The following is a 20060-nucleotide window of genomic DNA, read 5'->3' on the forward strand; positions in this document are numbered from 1 at the left end:
GGACCGCTGACGATCCTGACCGGTTTCAACGCGGCCGGGAAGTCGACTGTTCTCGACGCGATCCGTCTCGTCCGCGACGCGTTGGCGCTGTCCCCCGAACGAGCGATCGCCAAGCGCGGTGGGCTGGAGTCGGTGCTACGGCGCGGGAAGGAAACCGGCGAACACGCCGCCGACTCTTTCGCGATCTCGCTCGACCTGTCCTTCCCGGATGGCCAGGGAGGCGCGGCCTACGAGATAGAGATCGGCCGCGATCCGGCAGGGCGGCACCCACTCGTGGTGATCAACGAGAAGCTGACGCTCGCAGGGCGCGACGAGCAGGCCCAATATGCCGTCGATTACGTTGCCGACGGGCACCGAGAAGTTCATGGTGGGCAGATTCCCGGAGCGAAGCTTGGTGTCGATGCGTTGCTTCTGCCCATCGTGGGACGCCTGGCCCCTTATGACGTTCTGCTCGACAAGCTTCTTGCGATGCGGTTCTACGAGCTGGACACGACCGTGCTCAGGGAGCTGGACAACACCCGTGTGCCTCATCGCCAGTTGGGTGAGCGAGGCGAACACCTAGGACAGGTGCTGGGGGTGCTCGCGGAGGAGCATCCGATGTTCAAGGAGGGGGTCGACGAGACGATGCGCTGGTTGGTCCCGTCGCTGCCGCATGCAGGGCGATTACGCCACGGTCCAGGCTCGGTTCTGGACGGGCGACCCGCACTTGCCGTACTGGAATGCGGTGAACTCCGGCGCGGTGCAATCGCAGGATCAGCGCGTGCAGGTTTTCCAGAGCGACGAGCTCTCAGAGGGAACAGTCCAGGCCATGGGCGTGCTGGTGGCATTGAACCAGCCGGAGGCTATCAGCGGTGCGATCCCCCTGCTCGCGATCGAGGAGCCGGAATATGCCATCCATCCCGCACGAGTAGCCGGACTGCTGGCGGAAATGGCGGAGGCGGCCAACCGCACTCAGGTGATCGTGACCACGCAGAGCTCCGAGTTGCTGGACGCGGAGGAAATGGATCCCGCATGGCTGCGCATCGTGGAGATGGATGAGGCGGTAAGTAAGGTCGGCCCGCTGAGCGACGAAACCATCGAGATCCTGCGGAAGAACCCTTCGTATCTTCCCGACATGCATCGGCAAGGGCATCTCAGTCCCAAGGGTGACCAATATCTGATCACCGGGTAACTCCCCTGGCGATCACCGGCGATGGACTGCTTGAACCTGCTCATCAGGCTGAAGGCCGGAGAGTGAGGGAGGTGTGGATCTTCGCCCACACCCGATGCCCGAGCGCGGCGTCGCCCTCGTACCCGACCTGGTCCGCGAGCGCGGCGACGACGGCCAGGCCCCTGCCGCGCTCGGCGTTGGTCCGGCACGGGGTGCCGAAGCGGGGGAGGCCACCCCAACCGCAGTCGTAGACCGCGATGGTGATCGTGGCGGTCGTACGGGTCAGCTCGACGATGAAGGTCCCCTGCGGACGGCCACTGCTGCTGTGCTGGACGGCGTTCGCGGCGAGCTCGGCGACGATCTGCTCGGCGTCGTCCTGGCGGGGAGAGTCAGCCAGCAGGAAGCGGGTGAAGTGGCGGGCGTCCGGGACCTGGTCGAAGGCGCCTGGGAAGGTGCGCCGCCAGACCAGGCCGCCGGGGTGCAGGTCGATCATCGCGTCGACGAGTTCGTGTTTGACGTGGCACGGCTGAGCTTGTGCGCGTTGCCGGGGGATGATCAGAGCGGCGGCGGTGTCAGGCACTGGGATTTCTCCGTGGGGAAGCGGATCGATGTGTGACTGAAAGGTTGCCCCTCAAAACCGGCACCGTGGATCCCCGCCGTCGCTTCCGGAATGACCCCCGCTGAGCCGAACGACTTCGATCAGGCCCCCACAACATCCTCGCCTCCACCTGGACGGAACGTGACTGTGCCATTACGTTCGGTTGTCGTGATGTCGTAGTGGAGGTGGTACGAATGGCCCGCGAAGGTTACCTGGTGCTGCAGCAGACCCGGATGTGGAGTCAGCGGCTCCGGGAGAAGGGGTTCACCTGGGATCAGATCGCCGAGGTGATCGCGCTCACCCACGAGGTGAGCCCGTTGCGGCTGTATCGGCTGGCGCACGGCCGCACTGCCGCCGACGTGGTGGCGATGGTCAACGACGCCGACCCGGCGGGCACGGCCGCGCTTCGTGTGCCACGCCTGTACGACTTCGAGTCCTGGCCGTACGCCGGGCGCAGGCCACCCGCACCGCTGCTCGCCGTCCTGGCCAAGATCTATCAGACCAGCGCCCGCAACCTGGTGCACAGCATGACCCTGGCGTCGTACGGGCAAGTCGATCATGAGCTGATCGACCGCGCGGACTTCCGCCACTCAGACACTAACCGGCCCGCTGCCCCAAGCCATGTCACCATGGACGAGAGCGCAGCAATCCACTCCGCTGACACGTCGCTCCTGGACGCCGCAGCGTGCGTCCGGTTGCTGCACGCCACCGGCGCCGAGGAGGCCGACGTGAAGCGACGCGAACTGCTCTTCGAACTGGCCCTGGTCTTCGGCGGCAGCCAGGCGCTCGGTCTGCTGCGCATCCTCACGCCCGAGGAGGAAGAACGCCTGGCCGGAGTGCTGCGCGACACCTGGCGAATGGACGAGGCCGCCGTACAGACCTTCGAGAAGCTCGCGCTCCAGGCACGGCGGGCCGACGATGTGGCCGGCCCGGCAAAACTGCTGCCGGTCGTCAACGGACAGCGGGCGGCGGTCGGCAAGCTCCTGGCACGCGAGTCTCTGGCACCGAGCCTGCGCGACCGACTCCTCGACACGTACGCACAGCTGTCCCAACTGGCCGGCTACCTGACCTACGACCTGCGTGAATACGCGGCAGCCGAACAACCCTTGCGCGACAGCCTGCGCGCGGCACACGACCTCGGAGATCCGACGCTGATCGCCTACGCGCACTACTGGCTCGGCAGGCTGGCCGCCGACCAGCACCGCACCGCCGCCGTTTTCGACCATGCCTTCGCCATTCAAAACTGGGCCGCCCGATCTCCGAGCAAGCTGCTGGCCTCGCTGCACGAAACGCTGTTCTCACTCGCCTACGCCTTCGAGGGCAGTACTCCGGCGAGTGCCCGCGCGCATGACAGCGCCCTCGCGTCGGCCAGCGCGCCGAAGGGGGACGAACCGGCCTATCTGTACTGGGTCTCGCCATCGGAGGTGGAAGTCAGAAGGAGCACCTTGTTGATCCAGCGGAACCAACCCGGACCTGTCATAGCGGCGGCCGAACGTTTTCTGGCCGGACATGACCTCAGGTTCAAGCGGCGTCATGGACTCGTGCTCACCCGATACGCCCGCGCCCTGACCATGATCAAGGAGATCCCCGAGGCCACCGCCCGGCTGGCCGAGGCGGCCGACATCACCAGGGAGCACAGCTCCGCTCGACTGGCCGATGAGATCACCCAGGCGCGAGCTCGGCTGGAGCCCTGGGCGACCACCACCTACGTTCGCCGGCTGGATGAGACCCTGCGCTCCTGTGGCCTCGCTCCGGCGAGGTCGGCAAGGGCTTGAGCTGGATCGCATACCAGCTGGCGATGACACCGTTTGGTCCGGCGATGACGCCTGACCAAACGGCATAGGCCCTAGCTGAGACTCTCCAGCCAGGCCCGGTGCAACCCCGCGAAGCGGCCCGAGGCGGCGATCAGCCGGTCGGGCGGGCCGTCCTCGACGATCTCGCCGCGCTCCATGACCAGTACCCGGTCGGCGATCTCCACTGTCGAGAGCCGGTGCGCGATGATGAGCGCCGTCCGGTCGGCGAGGATCGTCCGCAATGCCCGCTGCACCAGGCGCTCGCTCGGCACGTCCAGGCTCGACGTCGCCTCGTCCAGGATCAGCACCGCCGGATCGGCCAGGAACGCCCGCGCGAACGCCACCAGCTGCCGCTGCCCCGCCGACATCCGGCCGCCGCGCTGGCCCACCTCGGTGTCGTAGCCCTCGGGCAGTGACATGACGAACTCGTGCGCGCCGATCGCTTTGGCCGCCTCGCGCACCTGCCGGTCGGTGGCGTCCGGCCGGCCGAACCTGATGTTGTCGGCCACCGTGCCGCTGAACAGGAAGTTCTCCTGCGTGACCATGACCACGGCTCTGCGCAGCGAGAGCTCGTCCAGCCGACGCAGGTCGATGCCGTCGAGCAGCACCCGGCCCTCGGTCGGGTCGTAGAAGCGGGAGATGAGCTTGGCCAGCGTCGTCTTGCCCGCGCCGGTCGCCCCGACCAGCGCCACGCTCTGTCCCGCCGGGACGGTCAGGTCGAGCCCCGGCAGGATCGGCATCTCCTCGACGTAGGCGAACCGCACCCCCTCGAACCGCACCCGGCCGCGTGCCCCGGTCAGCGCCTCCGGCTCGCGCGGCTCCGGCACCCCCGGCTCCTCCTCCAGCACGCCCGACAGCTTCTCCAGCGCCGCGCCCGCCGACTGCAGCGTGTTGTAGAACTGGCTGATCTCCTGCATCGGCTCGTAGAACTGGCGCAGGTAGAGCAGGAACGCGGCGAGCACGCCAACCGTGATCTCCCCGTGCAACGCCAGCCAGCCGCCGTAGACCAGCACACCGGCGACCGTGACGTTGCCGATCAGCTTGATGCCCGGCATGAACACCGCGACCAGCCGCATGCTGCGCGCGTTGGCGTCGCGGTAGTCGTCGTTGAGCTGCCGGAAGATCTCCTGGTTGCGCGGCTCGCGGCGGAACGCCTGCACCGCGCGGATGCCGGTCATCGACTCCACGAAGTGCACGATCACCAGCGCGACCGTCTCCCTGGTGCGCCGGTAGACGATGGCCGACTGCCGGCGGAACCATGTGGTGATCAGCAGCAGGAGCGGCAGCGGGATCAGCGCCACCAGGCCGAGGGGCACGTCCAGGACCAGGAGCAGCACCGCCGTGCCGAACAGCGTCAGCACCGCGGTGACCAGGCCGTCGAACCCCGACTGCAGCAGCTCGGCGATGGCCTCGATGTCGGAGGTGAGCCGCGAGATGACCCGGCCGGAGGTGTACTTCTCGTGGAAGCTCAGCGACAGCCGCTGGAAGTGCTCGAACACCCTGCGCCGCAGCTCCAGCAGGATGCTCTGGCCGATGCGGCCCGACAGCTTGAGGAACGCCTGCCGGGTCAGCGCCTGGGTGACCGCCGCGGCCACGATCACGCCGACCACCGTGATCAGCGTCCCGGGGCCGGTGCCCTTGAGCATCGGCGGGATGCCCGCGTCGATGCCCACCTTGACCAGGTAGGGGATCGCCAGCCCCGCCGCGTTGGAGACCACGATGATCGCCGTGAGCAGCGCGATCGCCTTGCGGTGCGGCGTCAGCAGGTCGCCGAGCAGCCGCCGCGACCGGTCGCGCAGCAGGACGGAGACCTTCTCGGACAGCTCGTCCTGGTCCTCGGAGGCCACCCCGCGCCAGTCGGTGACCGTGGGCGTCGTCATCGCAGGGCCCCTTCCGACGGGTCGAGGTCGGCGTCCTGCGCGAGCAGCTCGCGGTATTCGGGCACGTCGTTCAGCAGCTCCTGGTGCCGCCCGACGTGGGTGATCGTGCCTCCCGCCAGCAGCGCGACCTTGTCGGCCAGCAGCACCGTCGAGGCGCGGTGGGCGACCACGATGCCGGTGGCCTCGCGCAGCACGTGCCGCAGCGCCTCCTCCACCAGTGCCTCGGTCTCCACGTCCAGCGCGGACAGCGTGTCGTCGAGCACCAGGATGCGCGGTCTGCTCAGCACGGCGCGGGCCAGCGCCAGCCGCTGTCGCTGCCCGCCGGACAGCGACAGCCCCTGTTCGCCGATCCGGGTGTCGAGGCCCCACGGCAGGTCGTACACGAACATCGCCTGCGCGGTGCGGATGGCGGCGTCCATCTCCTCCTCGGTGGCGTCGGGCCGGCCGAGCATGAGGTTCTCGCGCACGCTCATCGAGAACAGCGTCGGCTCCTCGAACGCCGTCGCCACCACCTCGCGCAGCGCCGGCAACGTCAGGTCGCGCACGTCGTGGCCGTCGATCGTGACCCGCCCTCCGGTGGGGTCGATCAGCCGGGGCACCAGCGAGGTCAGGGTCGTCTTGCCCGACCCGGTGGCGCCCACGACGGCGACCGTCTCGCCCGGCCGGACGTCCAGCCAGACGTCGTGCAGCACGGGCCGCTCGGCGCCGGGAAAGCGGAACTCCACGCCCTCGAACCGCAGGTGGCCGCGGGGCCGCTCGACCGTCCGCGTGCCGCCCGCGATCGCCGGCACCGTGTCCATGACCTCCATGACCCGGTCGGCCGAGGTCATCGACTCCTGAGCCATCGCCAGGATGTAGCCGAGGCTGGCGATCGGCCACACCAGCTGCAGCATCAGCGTGGTGAAGGCGACCAGCGTGCCCAGCGTCAGCGACCCGCCGCCGACCGCCAGCGCGCCGAGCAGCAGCACCAGCGAGAGCGTGAAGTTGGGGATCATCTCCAGGAAGGTGAAGAACCGGGCCGACAGCCGGACCTTGTCCATGGAGGTGTCGTAGACCTTGAGTGCTGCGTCGTCGTACCGGTCGTAGACGTGGTGCCGGCGGCCGAACGCCTTGATCGTCCTGATCCCGATCGCCGACTCCTCGACCAGCGTGGCCAGGTCGCCCTGTTCGTCCTGGACCTGCCGGGAGATCTTGATGTAGCGCTTCTCGAACCGCATCGACACCACGATGATCGGCACCGCCGACGCGGCCACCAGCAGTCCGAGCGGCCAGTACATGTTCAGCAGCAGCACGGTCACGACGCTGAGCTGCAGGATGTTCATGACCAGGAAGAGCATGCCGAAGCCGAGGAACCGGCGGATCGTCGACAGGTCGGTCGTCGCGCGCGACAGCAACTGCCCAGACTGCCACTCGCCATGGAAGCCCATCGGCAGCCGCTGCAGGTGCTCGTAGAGGTCGTCGCGGATCCGGGTCTCCAGGCCGAGCACCGGCCCGATCTGCGACCACCTCCTGATGAAGATCAGGAACGCCTCCAGGACGCCCAGACCGAGCGCCAGGAGGCCGAGGGGGAGTAGGGCGCCGGAGTCGCCGTGGAGCACGGGGCCGTCGATCACCTCCTTGCCGACGAGGGGCAGCGCGATGCTCGCGCCGATGCCGAGGAGGGCGGCCAGCCAGATGAACACCAGCTTGGCGACGTAGGGGCGGAGGTAGGACCTCATCCGCCACAGGGAGTTGGAGGACAGCAGGGGACGACGTGGTGAACTCGTATCGGGAGGCATCCCATCCAGGCTACGACGGAGGATCAACCGATTTTCGGAGCGCCACGGGCGCATACCCGTTCCTGACCAGGACGTGACATCCGCCGAGAGGGCGTGATGGACAGTGATCACAGGTTGCCGCGCGCCCGGGGCGACTGGTTTCCAAAAACGGTAGGGCATAGGAGCGGTACGTCACCTTCCGTGATCTTTGGCTAACTACAATGGATCTTGTTGTCCTTTTAGGTAAAAGTTACGCTTTGCCCGTTTGGCAACATGCTCCGAGCTGCGTGAGTCAGCAACCTTGTTTTCGGGACGGGGTGGAGCTTCGTCTGGCGTCATTAGGCGCCCTGCGTGGTTCGGAGTGTGATGGCGTATGCGTGCGTCTTTTTCGAGTCGGTTTTTCCTTAGATCGGCACCTGTTGTCATTCTTACGCTTTTGGCCGTGATGCCTGGACTTGTGGGTGTCGCTGGGGGAACCGCATTGGCGGCGGCCGTGGCTGAAACGGGTGGTGTGGTTCACGCGGCCCCGGAGACGCCGAAACAGTTGGCGGGTACTGCGGCGGGGCTGCCGTCGTTGGTCGACACCGGAGTCACCGCGACGTCCGCTGCCGCGGGTACTCCCAAGTCGAAAGTCAAGGTTCCGAAGAATGCGGTGCCGGAAGAGCAGCGGCAGGGTCTCGTCCGCGATACTTCGGCCGTGCCGGTTGATGCGGCGGCCAAAACGCTCGCGCTCGCCGCTGATCCGCCGTGCGGGAATGAATCACCCTGGCAGCGGAGCGTGTACGTCGCGTATGGGACGCGTGTCTACTCCGGTGGGCGTATTTGGCAGGCGATTCAGAATATTCCTGCCAATCTCAATTTCTACCCTCCGCACGAAGATCAGACAGGTTGGATGCTGATCGGCCCGTGCCCACTGCCGCCGGCTCCCACTGCCACGTCCATGACCCCTGTGAATGGGGCGTTGGTGTTGACCGAGCAGCCAATCCTCAATGTGGTGGGCAGTACCTGGTCGGGCGGGGTGATCGGCTTTGACTTCGAGGTGTGCGACAACCCGGCGATGTCCAACTGCATCACCTACGAGTACTGGGGCACGGGGTTGTCAGCTGACTGGCAAATCCCTGCGGGCACACTCGCATGGGGACGGCAGTACTGGTGGCGCGTAGACCTGTCTGACGCCTCGACCATCGGCGGCCGGTCCGCGTATTCGCCGGTCCAGACGTTCACGGTCGGTGTGCGGCAGCCGACGATCACTTCACAGTTGTCCACCTCCGGGGTGGACGGCCAGGAGTTTCATCAGCAGGCGGGCAACTACACCACGACGGCCACGGACGCCCAGATTCCGGCGGCGGGGCCGCCGTTGTCGGTGGTGCGCTCCTACAACAGCATGGACACGCGCCGCACGGGCGTTTTCGGCGCGGGCTGGTCGACCCGCTGGGACATGAGGATCATCCCGGAGACGATCCATGGGCGCGAGGCTCTGCTGGTGACGTTCCCGGACGGGCGTGAGGTCCGTTTCGCCGACAAGAAGGACGGCACGTTCCAGCCGCCACCGGGCATGTACGCGACTCTCGCTGTGCGGGCGGAGGGCGGCTGGCGTCTGATGGACAAGGCGTCGAACACCTATCTGTTCGACGGGGCGGGCCGGCTGCTCAAGATCACGGACGGGCGTGGCCGTAGCCAGGAGTTGACGTATGACGCGAGTGGGAAACTCGCCGAGGTCACCTCGCCCGGCGGACGTTCGCTGACTTTCCAGTGGAGCGGCGGCCATGTGACCTCGGTGTCCACCGACGCCGTGAACGGCACGCCGTTGACCTGGACCTACGCCTACAACGGCGATGTGCTGCAGCAGGTGTGCGATCCCGAATCGCGGTGCACCATCTACGGCCATGATCCGGGCTCGCAGTATCGCAGTTCGGTGCTCGATTCGGATCCGTACCATTATTGGCGGCTCGGCGAGGCCACGGGCGGCGCCATCGACCTGGGGTGGCGGGCAGGAAACGCCACCTACAGCGGCGCGGTCGTCCGGGCACAGCCGGGAGCCCTGGCCGGCACTCCTGACGGCGCGGTGAAACTCACCAACTCCACGAGCGTCAGCCTTCCTTCGGGGATCGTCCCGGCGATTGGGAAGTACGCGTCGCTGGAGACGTGGTTCAAGACCAGCACCAGTGGCACGGTCATGTCGATCGCCTCAAGCGGCGGCACGAAAACGAACGTCTTGAGCATCGAAGCCGATGGGAAGTTACGCGGCTCCTATCAGTCCACTGCGACACCGATCATCACCGCGGCGCCGGTCAACGATGGCGCATGGCATCACGTGGTGCTGACCGTCGCGGACAACGTGCAGACCATGTACGTGGACGGAGCCGTGGTGGGAACCCTCACGGCGTCGATCACCGGCACGAACAACCGGCCGACGTCGACCATCGGCGGTCTGGACGGCTGGATCGACGAGTTCGCCGTCTACGACCGGCCGCTCGAGCCCTATGAGGTGGTCCGTCACTACCAGGCCCGCAACGCCGCCCCGCACAAGCTCACCCAGGTCACCCTTCCTTCGGGCCGGGTCAGGGCGACGAACGTCTACGAGCCCACGACCGATCGCCTCAAGACCCACACCGACCAGCATGGCGGCACCTGGCAGATCAGCGACCCCGTGATCAACCGCAACACCGGCACCTCCACGGTGACGGTCACCGACCCCAAGAACGCGACGATCACGGCCGTCTACGACGCATGGCGCGGATACCGGATCACGTCCCAGACCGACCAGCTGGGAAAGAAGACAAGCTACACCTACGACACCCGCGGCTTCCTCAACAAGATCACCGACCCGAACAACAACACGACCCAACGGAGCAACGACAAACGCGGCAACGCCCTGACCACCACGACCTGCCGCGCCTCAGGAAACTGTCAGACGGCCCGAGCCGAGTACTACCTCAACGCTGCTGATCAGTTCGATCCGCGTAATGACCGGGTCGTCAAGATTCGGGACGCGCGCTCGGCCAGCAGCACCGACAACACCTACGCCACCGTGTGGGAGTACAACTCCTACGGCGAGCAGACCAAACAGACCACCCCCGCGACAACGGACTTCCCCAACGGCCGATCCGTCACGGTCACCTACACCGACGGCAGCGAGGCCGCGGTGGGCGGCGGAAGCACCCCGGCAGGCCTGGCGGCATCACAGACCGATCCCCAGGGCAATACATGGAGCTACCGCTATACCGCTGCGGGTGACTTGGCCGAGCAGAGCGATCCAGACGGTCTGGTGACTAAATACGAGTACGACGTGCTCGGCCGTGCTGTCTCCCAGGCCGAGGTCTCCGACGCCCACCCCGGCGGGGTGAAGAGCACCTACACCTACGACATGGCCGGTCGGCTAGCCACCGCGACGGCGCCGGGGGTGAAGAACGAGATCACGAACGTCACGCACACCGCGAAGACGGCCTACACCTATGACGCGGACGGTAACGAGCTCACCGAGACGGTCACCGATCTGACCGGTGGCGATCCGGAGCGGACCACCACCTTTACCTACGATGCGAAGGGTCGCGAGGAGACCCGCACCGACGCCGAGGGTGGCGTAATACGTACCAGTTGGAACGCGCTCGGCTTGCAGACGAGTGTGACCGACGAGGTCGGCTCGGTGTTCGGCTACAGCTACACCGAGCGGGGTGAACTGGCCTCGGTCAGCCTGAAGAACTGGACCGGCAGCCCGGTCAACCCGCAGCCGGCCACGGAGATCGTGCTCGAGTCGTTCTCCTACGACCCGGCCGGTCGGCTGGGTACCCGGGTGAACGCGATGGGCCGGAAGACCTCCTACACCTACTTCAACGATGACCTGCTCTCGCAAGTGATCGCCGACGACGTCAAGGTGAACGGCTCGACCACGGCCAAGGACGTGGTGACCGAGGCGAACACCTACGATGCGGCTGGCAATCTGACCCGCCAGGTCACCGGCGGTGGTGTCACTACCAGCGACTACGTCTATGACGCCGCGGGCCGGCTCACCTCGGCCACGCTGGATCCGGCCAAGCTCAACCGCAAGACCGTCTTCGCCTACGACGCCACCGACCTGACCACCAAGGAGACCTACACCGGGGCGGGCAGCAGCCGCGAAGAAAGCGTCAGCTACGTCTACAACCCGGTCGGCATCATGACCCGGCAGACGGTGGAGAACGGCGCCGAAGATCTCGTCACCAGCTGGGAGGTCGACGACCGCGGCCTGATCACCGCTGCCATCGACCCGCGCGGTAACGCCGACGGCGCCAGCGCGGCCGACTACACCACCAGTCTCCGTTACGACGCGTTCGGCCGCTTGATCGAGATCAAGGCGCCCAGCGTGCAGATCGACAGGGCCGGGACCGCCACGCAAGGGCGGCCCACGATACGGATCGGTTACAACAGCGCGGGCTCGCAGACGCATGTCGTCGATGAGGAAGGCCGTCTGGCCGCTTCCGGATTCGACCGGATGGGCCGGCGCACCTCACTGACCGCCATGGCCTACACCCCGCCCGGCGGCAGCACCGTCACCCCGGAAACGGCCTACGCCTATGACGCCGCCGGCCGCCTGATCACCAGCACTGACCCGCGCGGCCAAGTCACCACCTTCGAGTACGACGCGCTGGGCAATCCAGTACGGGCCACTAACCCACCGTCTGCTCCCGGCCAGCCAGCTGGGCAGTGGGTGGCCGAGTATGACTTGGCCGGGGAGCAACTGGCGGCCATCGACCCGACCGGTGCCCGCCTCGAGGCGACCTACGACGATCTCGGTCGGCAGATCACCCAGACGGTGATCGAACGCCGCCCCACGACCGCGGCGCACGTCACCAGGCTGACCTACAACGACGCCGGCTTCCTCACCAAGATGGTCCGGCCCGGCGACAAGACCACCGACTACACGCCCAACGCCGTCGGCGAGGTCGAAACTCTCATCGACGCGGCACGCGACACCACCACCTACACCTACGACCTGGCAGGCCGACCGGCCAAGGCCGTCAACGCGCTCGGCAACGCCATGGTCGGTGACTACGACCTGGCCGGCCGCATCACCGAGGTGAAGAGCCTGAACGACGCCGGCGCGACGTTACGCACCGTTGGCCTGGGCTATGACGCGGCGGGCAACATGACCCGCTCCACCTCTGGCGAAGGCCGGATCACCCGCTACAGCTACGACGCCACCAATCTGCTCACCGAACTGGTCGAGCCGGTCTCGGGCAGCAAGTCGATCACCACCAGCTTCGGCTACGACGCCGCCGGCGCCCGCACCCGGCTCACCGACGGACGTGGCAATGCCACCTGGACCGGCTACAACACGCTCGGCCTGATCGAAACGCTCACCGAGCCGGCCACCACCGCCCACCCGAACGTGGCCGACCGCACCTGGACACACGTCTACGACGCCAACGGCAACGAGACCGCGCTCCTCCAGCCCGGCGGGGTCCGCCACGACAAGCAGTACGACAATCTCAACCGGCTGACCCGCGTCAGCGCCTCCGGAGAGGGCATCGTCACCGCCGACAAGACCTACGGCTACGACCTGGCCGACCGGCCCACCACCGTGAGCGACCAGACTCTGGAGTACGACGACCGCGGCCTGCTCACCAAACTCATTCCGCCGTCCGGGACCGCCGCCACCTTCGCCTACGACGCGGTCGGCAACCCGACCCAGCGCGTGGACGTCACCGGCACCACCACCTACACCTGGGACGCCGACGACCGGCTCAAGACAGTCACCGACCCGGTCAGCGGCCGTACCAACACCTACGCCTACGACGGCGCCGACCGGCTCCAGACCATCACCTCGGCCAACCCGGTCAACACCCAGGTCTACACCTACGACGCCCTGGACCGCATCCAGACGCACACGCTGAAGAACAGCAGCGGCGGCCAGCTCTCCAAGATCACCTACGGGTGGGACAAGGACGACAACCTCACCAGCAAGAACACCGAGGGCCTGGCCGGAGCCGGCAACAACACCTACGGCTACGACCACGCCGGCCGCCTGACTTCCTGGACCGGCCCCGACGGCACCACCACCGCCTATGAGTGGGACGACGCCGGCAACCGCACCAAAGCCGGTGACAAGACCTATACCTATGACCAGCGCAACCGTCTCACCTCCGGCGACGGCACCGACTACACCTACACCCCGCGCGGCACCCTGGCGACCGAGACCAAGAACGGCAACACCAAACACCTGACCTTCGACGCCTTCGACCGGCTCCTCAACGACGGCGACGCCGTCTACACCTACGATGCCTTCGATCGCATGGCCACCCGCCACAAGAGCGGCGGCACCCAACAGCACTTCGTGTACGCCGGGCTGGACAACGACATCGTCGCCATCACCGACCAGGCCGGGACCATTCAAACCAAGTACGGTCGAGACCCCTTCGGCGGACTGCTCAGCCTCCAGGAAGGCGCAGGCCCTGCCCTCGGCGCCCTCACCGATCTCCACGGTGACGTGATCGGCAGCTTCTCCGGTACCGCCCTGTCCAACTCGACCGCCTACAACCCCTACGGCGAAGTCCTCGCCCAAACCGGCACCAAACCCACTCTCGGCTACCAGGGTGAATACACCGACCCCGACACCGGCACCGTCAACATGCACGCCCGCTGGTACCAACCCGGCACCGGCACATTCACCTCCCGAGACACCTGGACGCTCACACCAAACCCCTCCATCCAAGCCAACCGCTACACCTACGCAGGCGGCGGCCCATTGACCGGCATGGACCCCACGGGCCACATGCCCGAAAAGGACGGAGGCGTCTCTTCGGGTGGGACCATGACCGCCTCCCGCGGCGGGAACGGAGGCAGTGGGGTGGGAGTGCTTCCTGCCTCATCCGGTACAGCAGCAGTAACAGCAGCGGTGCGCGGTGCCCAGACAGCGGCAAAAGCCGGGCAAGTGGCAAAAGCGGCGAACTCGAGCAGTGCACCTTCGACCAAACGCCGGACCAGCCCGTATGGGGACGACCGACGCGAACCCAAGAAGCCTGATGCCAAGAAGCCGTCATCCTATAAGGAGAGATGCAAGACCAATTGCGGCCTCAAGCCGCCAACGAAATGCAAGACCAATTGCGGCCCTAAACCGACAGTGAAATGCAAGACCAACTGCGGCCCTAAACCGACAGTGAAATGCAAGACCAACTGCGGCCCTAAACCGACAGTGAAATGCAAGACCAATTGCGGCCCTAAGAAATCGGACATCAAACCGGGGCCGACTCATGGCCCATGCAAAAGCCCGTGTAATCCTCCTTGCCCCCCATGGGTATGCGAAGGGACAGATGGACTGTGCGGACCGGGGCAGCCCTGTGCACACCCAGACCAAATCTTCATTGACGACTCACAGGTAATGAATTTTTATGACTATGGGGTCGACCCGGATGACTATCCGATCATCCACTGTGATGATTCTAGATATGGCACAGGGACCTGCTCAGACGGTGTAGCGGCAGTCGACCCCGACGACACAGATACAGGCTCGTTCGACGGCGACCCCGTAGTGCCCATCTTCACCTGCGATCCGGCCCCCAACAGCTTCGTTCCCGGCACCAAGGTCCTTATGGCCGACGGCACGAGTAAGCCGATCGAAGAGGTGAAGATCGGTGACGAGGTCCTCGCGACCGACCCGACGACCGGCCGCACCGACCCTCGACCGGTTACCGCTCTGATCGCCGGTCAAGGCACAAAACGCCTCGTCAAGCTCACGATCGACACCGACGGTGACCGCGGTGATGCGACCGGGTCGATCACCGCGACCGACAACCACCCGTTCTGGGTGCCCGCCCTCCGCCTGTGGGTGCATGCCGACCAGTTGAAGCCCGGCATGTGGCTGCAGACCTCAGCCGGCACGTACGTCCAGATCACTGCCGTCCAGAAGTGGACCGCGACCCAACGCGTCCACAACCTGACCATCGACGAACACCACACCTACCATGTGCTAGCAGGCGATCACGCCGTCCTCGTTCACAATGACAATCCTCTTAACGATGAGGAATGCTTTGCGGCCGCTGACAGGGCGAGAGACGAAGCCCGTGAGGCTATGTCGAATACGCAACGCAGAAAACACGTCATGATGGTTGGGGTGGTCGACTGTGTCACGGGAGCGGTGGCAGTCGGAAAGAAACGGTCGGAAAAAGGAGAATCAACGCATTGCGCCGAGGATGTCGGTCGGGATGAGCTTGTCAGCCGGGGGTCGCTGCCCGAGAATCTTCGATATGGGCACCCGTTTTATCCCGACTCAATGAAAGAGGCAGAGTTCTGTGACAGGTGTCGCACTCGGATTAACCCGCCGCAGGTTCCATCTGACCTACGTTGGTAGTCCGGCAGCATAAACAAAGAGGTATAAGCATGTGGGACTGGCGAGAGCTAGAAACATTGAGTGGTAACGCATTGGGCATCCCTCCAATCCTGCAGAAACTTCTGCGGGGCACAAGTGAACAGCGAGCAGTTGCGTTCCGCGCCTTGGAAGGGAAGGTGATAAATCAAGGAGATCTCTATACTTCGGCAGCTGCAGTTACCGATACGATTCTTGATGAGTTGCGGTCGGAGGGATGTATTCCCGAGCATGCCTGGTTGATGCTCCATGAAATAGCCCGAGGTTTCGGCTGCAGTGGACAGCTCATGGTAGATGGTCACCCTGTTGAGATTGAGGACTATTGCCGAGGGCGCCTCCTGGAAGCGCTTCCGATCATCGGTAGAGCGGTCAGAGATCTTTCGGATGAAGGATTCACTTACGCAGCGTTTCTCCTAGGCGATCTGGGTGAATACAGTAAACAGGCGATCGCAATACTCGAACATGAAGTTTCGCGGTCGGCCGGTTCACGGCTCCAGTCAGCCCGTGATCAGTTGGAGGTTGCAATAGAGCTAGCTCGCGAGCGAGAGCTTGGCGAAGGGTAAGACCTAAGTTCCTTTGTGTCGTGGCCCCGCCGGTTATGTCACCGAGGTGCTTACCGCCATCGGCGAGCACCCTTTCTGGATCCCGCCCCTGCGCGAGTGGGTGAACGCCGACGAACTCTAGTCAGGCATGTGGCTGGGCACCTCGGCCAGCACGTACGTTCAGGTCACCGCGATCAAGAAGTGGACCACCACCCGACGCGTCCACAACCTCACCGTCGACGACATCCACACCTACCATGTGCTCGCGGGGGACCAAGCGCTCCTCGTTCACAACGATAGGAAGCCAAGCCCTTGGGACTTTGTCGACAGTCCTCGTCCCGATAGGGGGCAGACGGTATTATATGCTCTCTGGGATACGCGTGAATATAGAATACTAAAATGGGGTATTCATACGAACAATAATCCTAATTATTCAAGATATTCGGCGAAAGAGTGCATTGAGGATGGCAAGCGTATGCAGATTATAAAAAACTTTGACACAAAAGAGGAGGCGCTGGCGGCCGAGCGTTATCTTACGAAGCGTGTTCCGGGTCCTTTGAATGGCGAAGAGCGTGCTGGTTCCGTTCCAACGGATAGGTCGTGGGAAGAGATTCTCGGTGATGTCCGTAGAGGTGTCTGTGATTAGGTGGGCTTATGTCGCAAGAGCGGATGGATAAGTTTTGGGCTACCATCGAGATGGTTCGGGCTCAAAGTGCAGACGAGACCATGGCTCAGGTTCTTGTATCTGAACTTACTCGGCTGCCCATTCCAAGGATTGTAGAGTTTCATCGTTGTATGCTCCAGGCTGCACAGATCGCCTTGACTTGGGATCTATGGGAGGCGGCCCGTGTCATACACAGGGGCTCGTGTTCCCAAGATGATTTCTGCTACTTCCGGCTTTAGCTGATCGCACAAGGAAATAAGGTATTTCTGGATACTGTGAAGAACCCAGATGTGCTGGTCGGTCATCAAAAGATAATCAATTATTCCCGAAAGCGAGTTGGGTTTAGGGCGGATAGTGACTTCCCGCAAATGGAAGGGCTTATGTATGTTGCTGAACAAGCCTTTGATCATATTTTGGAGAAATTCCCTCCGGAGCGTGTCGCTCAAATATCATTCCCGGAGGAGATTGAGGTCAGGCCTGATGAGATTCCTTTAGGGAGGCGAAGGGACCTTAGTGACGAAAGCGAGCTGAGGCGCCGCTTTCCGCTGCTTATCCGGTTGTTCTCAGAGGAGGTGCGATAGGTTTCTTGGGCCAAGGCAGACGGCGTTCTTGGCTGGGAGAGTGGGAGCCTGCTGCCCGATGGCGGTGCTGGAGCGACTACTTCTGCCACTGCTCCGCCTGCCGGCGGTAGGTCGCGGGGGAGCGGTCGTGGGCGGCGCGGAAGGCGCGGCTGAACTGCGCCGGGTTGGGGAAGCCCCAGCGGGCGGCGATGGCGTGGATCGGCAGGTCGTTCAGCGACGGGTCGGCCAGGTCCCGGCGGGCTCCGTGGAGCCGCCGCCGGCGGATCCAGCCGGCGACCGTCAGCTCCTGCGACTGGAAGAGCTTGTGCAGGTAGCGGGTGGAGATGTGGAAGGCGTCGGCGATCGTGGCCGGCGACAGGGCGGGGTCGCCCAGGTGCCGGTCGATGTGCTCGTGGATCCGTACGAGCAGGGCGTGCCGGCCGACGCCCGGCGGGGGTGAGGTGTCGAGACGCTGGTGCAGCATCGCGGCGATGAGGTCGAGCAGCACCGTGGACAGGCGCGCGGTGTCGGCGGCGCCGTACTCGTCCGGGCGACGGGTCAGGTTCGTCAGGAAGCCGGCGAGGAGCGCGCCGATCCCCTCGTCGCCCGGCAGGGGGGTCGCGATCAGCCGTCCGACCTGGCATTCGGGCACGGGCAGCAGCGCTCTGGGGAACGCCATCAGCACTCCCTCGGCGAACGTCCCCTCAGGGACCACCTGGCCATGGAACGGGCGTGAGGTGTCAAAGAGCATCATGTCCATGCGACCGAGGCAGGCGTCCTGCCGTCCCTGCGACACGCTGGATCTGCCGCGCAGGTTCAGTGCGAGCTGGTACGACTCCAGGTCGGACTGCCGGATCAACCGCGGAGTGCGCACCGCCTCGTAGGCCGGGCAGGTCGTCCGCGACACCAGCACCGTGCCCAGGTCGATCAGCCGCGCGGTGGCCCGGAAGTCGCCCGTCTCCCGTCTGCGGAGGTCCATCGGGGCCACCAGCCGCCCGCTCACCTCGCGCCAGAAGGCGAACCGCTCGCCGACAGGGAGATCATGCGTACGTAGGACCACGTTCACGGCTGCCCCTCCGACCGTCACGTTCTGCGGCGCTTTCCACCTGTCCGCCGCACATTCGGTTGGAGTTTCCGGCGCGCGGATAGGTTCGCGGCAGAAAGCACAAAAGGTCCCGCGACGCGGGACCTTTTGCGCGGGTTCCGAGGGCGGGCTCCCGTCCTGCCCCGGACAACCGGTCGATCAGCTGTTACGAAGGTCGATCAGCGGGCGGCCGCATCAGATCCAGCAGGGATTGCTGGAGCCCGAACGGATGGTGTAGAGAACGGCCTGACGGTAGTTCTGCGGTGTGACCCTTTGGCCGACGCACAGCTCGTAGTCACCGTTGGACGTGTGCAGCACCACTTCGCAGTTGGCGGGCGGGTGGTTGATGTACGACCCGACGTACCGTCCTTGGACCACCCCGATGAAGTCGTCGCAGGTGTCGTATTGGATGTTGGTGGTGGGCGAGGAGTACTGGGTGTCGGAGAAGAGCGTCAGGCGGCTGGCCGCTCCCGCGGCCTGGGCGGGAGTGCTCATCAGGGCCAGCGAGGCAGCGGCCACGGCGACCGCGAAAGCCGCGCGGGCCCGGTGCGGGCTACGAATCATCCTGCTCCTTAACGATGATCGGACAGATCATCGTTAGAATGTCCGGAGGGGACAGGAGATGTCGTTGGCGCAGAGCGAACAATGATGCGCAATGAACGTACGACCCACCGGCGCCGCCCACCGTCCTCGCCCTGACGGAAGGCCGGCGTCGGTCGGCCCACTCCTCCTGGCTCCGGGGCGCCGTCGCAGGGTCGCTCAGCCGGTGCCGGACGCCTGCGGCGGCGGCCAGGCGGCGACGCGGCCGAGCTGGGCGGGCACCGGCTTGCCCAGGTGCCGCCCGATGCCCAGGCCCGCCTCGGCCACGGCGGGCAGCGTGATGCCGGTGCCGACGCCCATCCGGTCCAGCAGGTAGACGAGGTCCTCGGTGGCGATGTTGCCGGTGGCCTCGGGCGCGAAGGGGCAGCCGCCGATGCCGCCGGCGCTGGAGTCCAGGGCGGCGGCGCCGGCCTCCAGAGCGGCCACGGCGTTGGCGTAGCCGGTGCTGCGGGTGTTGTGGAAGTGGAAGCGCAGCGGCGCGTCGGTGACCTCGCGGACGGCGGTGACCAGGCGGCGCACGTCGGCCGGGGTGCCCACGCCGATGGTGTCGGCCAGCGCGACCTCCTGCGCGCCGGTGCAGCGCGCCACCAGCTCGGCCACGTGGCCGGGGTCCACCTCGCCCTCGAACGGGCAGCCGAACGACGCCCCCACGGTCAGCGTCACGCCCAGCCCGGCGGCGCGGGCCCGCTCGGCGATCGCGCCGAAGCCGTCGACGGCCTGGTCCACCGACATGCCCTGGTTGCGCCGGGAGAACGTCTCCGTCGCCACGACCACGACGTTGACCTCGTCGACACCGGTCTCCAGGGCGCGGTCGAGGCCGCGTTCGTTCAGCACGAGGCCGGCGTAGCGCAGGCCCGGCACGCGCGGGGCGCGGGCCATGACCTGCTCGGCGTCGGCCATCTGCGGGACCCGGCCGGGATGGACGAAGCTGACCGCCTCGATGCGGCGCACGCCCGCGCCGACGAGAGCCTCCAAATAGGCGACCTTGGCGTCGGTGGGCACCTGCTCGGGCTCGTTCTGGAGACCGTCGCGGGGGCCGACCTCGATGATTTCCAGCTCCATGTTGTATGCAACCCCTTGTCCAAATGGTG

The 20060-nt window shown here is 65.6% G+C and carries 12 protein-coding genes and 1 pseudogene; 6 read left to right on the forward strand and 7 right to left on the reverse strand.

All coding sequences use genetic code 11. The features are described from left to right. Positions 1 to 135 precede the first annotated feature (135 nt). Positions 136 to 558 carry a hypothetical protein gene (locus AC5L3X_RS23310; protein WP_494859558.1) on the reverse strand — a complete coding sequence of 141 codons (423 nt, stop codon included), beginning with the start codon at positions 556 to 558 and terminating at the stop codon, positions 136 to 138. A gap of 94 nt (positions 559 to 652) precedes the next feature. On the opposite strand from AC5L3X_RS23310, the gene AC5L3X_RS23315 reads away from it, so the two are divergent. After that, positions 653 to 1171 carry an AAA family ATPase gene (locus AC5L3X_RS23315; protein WP_494859559.1) on the forward strand — a complete coding sequence of 173 codons (519 nt, stop codon included), beginning with the start codon at positions 653 to 655 and terminating at the stop codon, positions 1169 to 1171. 43 nt (positions 1172 to 1214) lie between these two features. Here the strand turns inward: AC5L3X_RS23315 and AC5L3X_RS23320 are convergent, their stop codons facing one another. Next, positions 1215 to 1730 carry an ATP-binding protein gene (locus AC5L3X_RS23320; protein WP_494859561.1) on the reverse strand — a complete coding sequence of 172 codons (516 nt, stop codon included), beginning with the start codon at positions 1728 to 1730 and terminating at the stop codon, positions 1215 to 1217. A 212-nt stretch (positions 1731 to 1942) separates the two neighbouring features. Here AC5L3X_RS23320 and AC5L3X_RS23325 point away from each other — a divergent pair, with 212 nt between their 5' ends. Continuing rightward, positions 1943 to 3523, forward strand: a complete 1581-nt coding sequence (locus tag AC5L3X_RS23325; protein WP_494859563.1) for an NsdA family TPR-like regulatory protein — start codon at positions 1943 to 1945, stop codon at positions 3521 to 3523. A 71-nt stretch (positions 3524 to 3594) separates the two neighbouring features. On the opposite strand, the gene AC5L3X_RS23330 is transcribed toward AC5L3X_RS23325, so the two are convergent. Together AC5L3X_RS23330 and AC5L3X_RS23335 are read right to left on the reverse strand one after the other, a co-directional pair. Next, positions 3595 to 5421: an ABC transporter ATP-binding protein gene (locus tag AC5L3X_RS23330; RefSeq protein WP_494859565.1), complete on the reverse strand. Its 1827-nt coding sequence runs from the start codon at positions 5419 to 5421 to the stop codon at positions 3595 to 3597. Beyond that, complete coding sequence (locus tag AC5L3X_RS23335) at positions 5418 to 7139, reverse strand: ABC transporter ATP-binding protein (protein WP_494859566.1); 1722 nt, start codon at positions 7137 to 7139, stop codon at positions 5418 to 5420. Before AC5L3X_RS23335 ends, AC5L3X_RS23330 begins: the two co-directional genes overlap by 4 nt. 520 nt (positions 7140 to 7659) lie before the next feature. Between AC5L3X_RS23335 and AC5L3X_RS23340 the strand changes: the two genes are divergently transcribed. From AC5L3X_RS23340 to AC5L3X_RS23355, 4 genes and pseudogenes are all read left to right on the forward strand, one after another. Next, complete coding sequence (locus AC5L3X_RS23340; protein WP_494859568.1) at positions 7660 to 15504, forward strand: RHS repeat-associated core domain-containing protein; 7845 nt, start codon at positions 7660 to 7662, stop codon at positions 15502 to 15504. Between the two features lie 29 nt (positions 15505 to 15533). Continuing rightward, a complete protein-coding gene (locus AC5L3X_RS23345; protein ID WP_494859570.1) occupies positions 15534 to 16082 on the forward strand; it encodes a hypothetical protein in 549 nt (182 codons plus the stop codon). A 127-nt stretch (positions 16083 to 16209) separates the two neighbouring features. Then, positions 16210 to 16707 (forward strand): hypothetical protein, encoded by a 498-nt coding sequence (locus AC5L3X_RS23350; protein WP_494859572.1) that lies wholly within the window; start codon positions 16210 to 16212, stop codon positions 16705 to 16707. A gap of 23 nt (positions 16708 to 16730) precedes the next feature. Beyond that, positions 16731 to 17306 (forward strand): annotated as a pseudogene (locus AC5L3X_RS23355) (DUF4240 domain-containing protein). 76 nt (positions 17307 to 17382) lie between these two features. Here the strand turns inward: AC5L3X_RS23355 and AC5L3X_RS23360 are convergent. The 3 genes from AC5L3X_RS23360 to AC5L3X_RS23370 all read right to left on the reverse strand — a co-directional run bounded on the left by AC5L3X_RS23360 (position 17383) and on the right by AC5L3X_RS23370 (position 20031). Further along, the gene (locus AC5L3X_RS23360) at positions 17383 to 18351 is read right to left on the reverse strand and encodes an AraC-like ligand-binding domain-containing protein (RefSeq protein WP_494859573.1); all 969 of its coding nucleotides are present in this window, start codon (positions 18349 to 18351) and stop codon (positions 17383 to 17385) included. Between the two features lie 213 nt (positions 18352 to 18564). Then, positions 18565 to 18933 (reverse strand): hypothetical protein, encoded by a 369-nt coding sequence (locus AC5L3X_RS23365; protein WP_494859574.1) that lies wholly within the window; start codon positions 18931 to 18933, stop codon positions 18565 to 18567. A 195-nt stretch (positions 18934 to 19128) separates the two neighbouring features. Beyond that, positions 19129 to 20031 (reverse strand): hydroxymethylglutaryl-CoA lyase, encoded by a 903-nt coding sequence (locus AC5L3X_RS23370; RefSeq protein WP_494859575.1) that lies wholly within the window; start codon positions 20029 to 20031, stop codon positions 19129 to 19131. Positions 20032 to 20060 lie beyond the last annotated feature (29 nt).

The organism is Nonomuraea sp. CX421 (assembly GCF_059358955.1).

Excerpts from the sequence above, each read along its gene's own strand:
- AC5L3X_RS23315 (WP_494859559.1), top strand. The coding sequence starts at position 653 with ATGCAGGGCGATTACGCCACGGTCCAGGCTCGGTTCTGGACGGGCGAC.
- AC5L3X_RS23325 (WP_494859563.1), top strand. The coding sequence starts at position 1,943 with ATGGCCCGCGAAGGTTACCTGGTGCTGCAGCAGACCCGGATGTGGAGT.
- AC5L3X_RS23330 (WP_494859565.1), bottom strand. The coding sequence starts at position 5,421 with ATGACGACGCCCACGGTCACCGACTGGCGCGGGGTGGCCTCCGAGGAC.
- AC5L3X_RS23335 (WP_494859566.1), bottom strand. The coding sequence starts at position 7,139 with ATGAGGTCCTACCTCCGCCCCTACGTCGCCAAGCTGGTGTTCATCTGG.
- AC5L3X_RS23345 (WP_494859570.1), top strand. The coding sequence starts at position 15,534 with ATGTGGGACTGGCGAGAGCTAGAAACATTGAGTGGTAACGCATTGGGC.
- AC5L3X_RS23350 (WP_494859572.1), top strand. The coding sequence starts at position 16,210 with ATGTGGCTGGGCACCTCGGCCAGCACGTACGTTCAGGTCACCGCGATC.
- AC5L3X_RS23365 (WP_494859574.1), bottom strand. The coding sequence starts at position 18,933 with ATGATTCGTAGCCCGCACCGGGCCCGCGCGGCTTTCGCGGTCGCCGTG.
- AC5L3X_RS23370 (WP_494859575.1), bottom strand. The coding sequence starts at position 20,031 with ATGGAGCTGGAAATCATCGAGGTCGGCCCCCGCGACGGTCTCCAGAAC.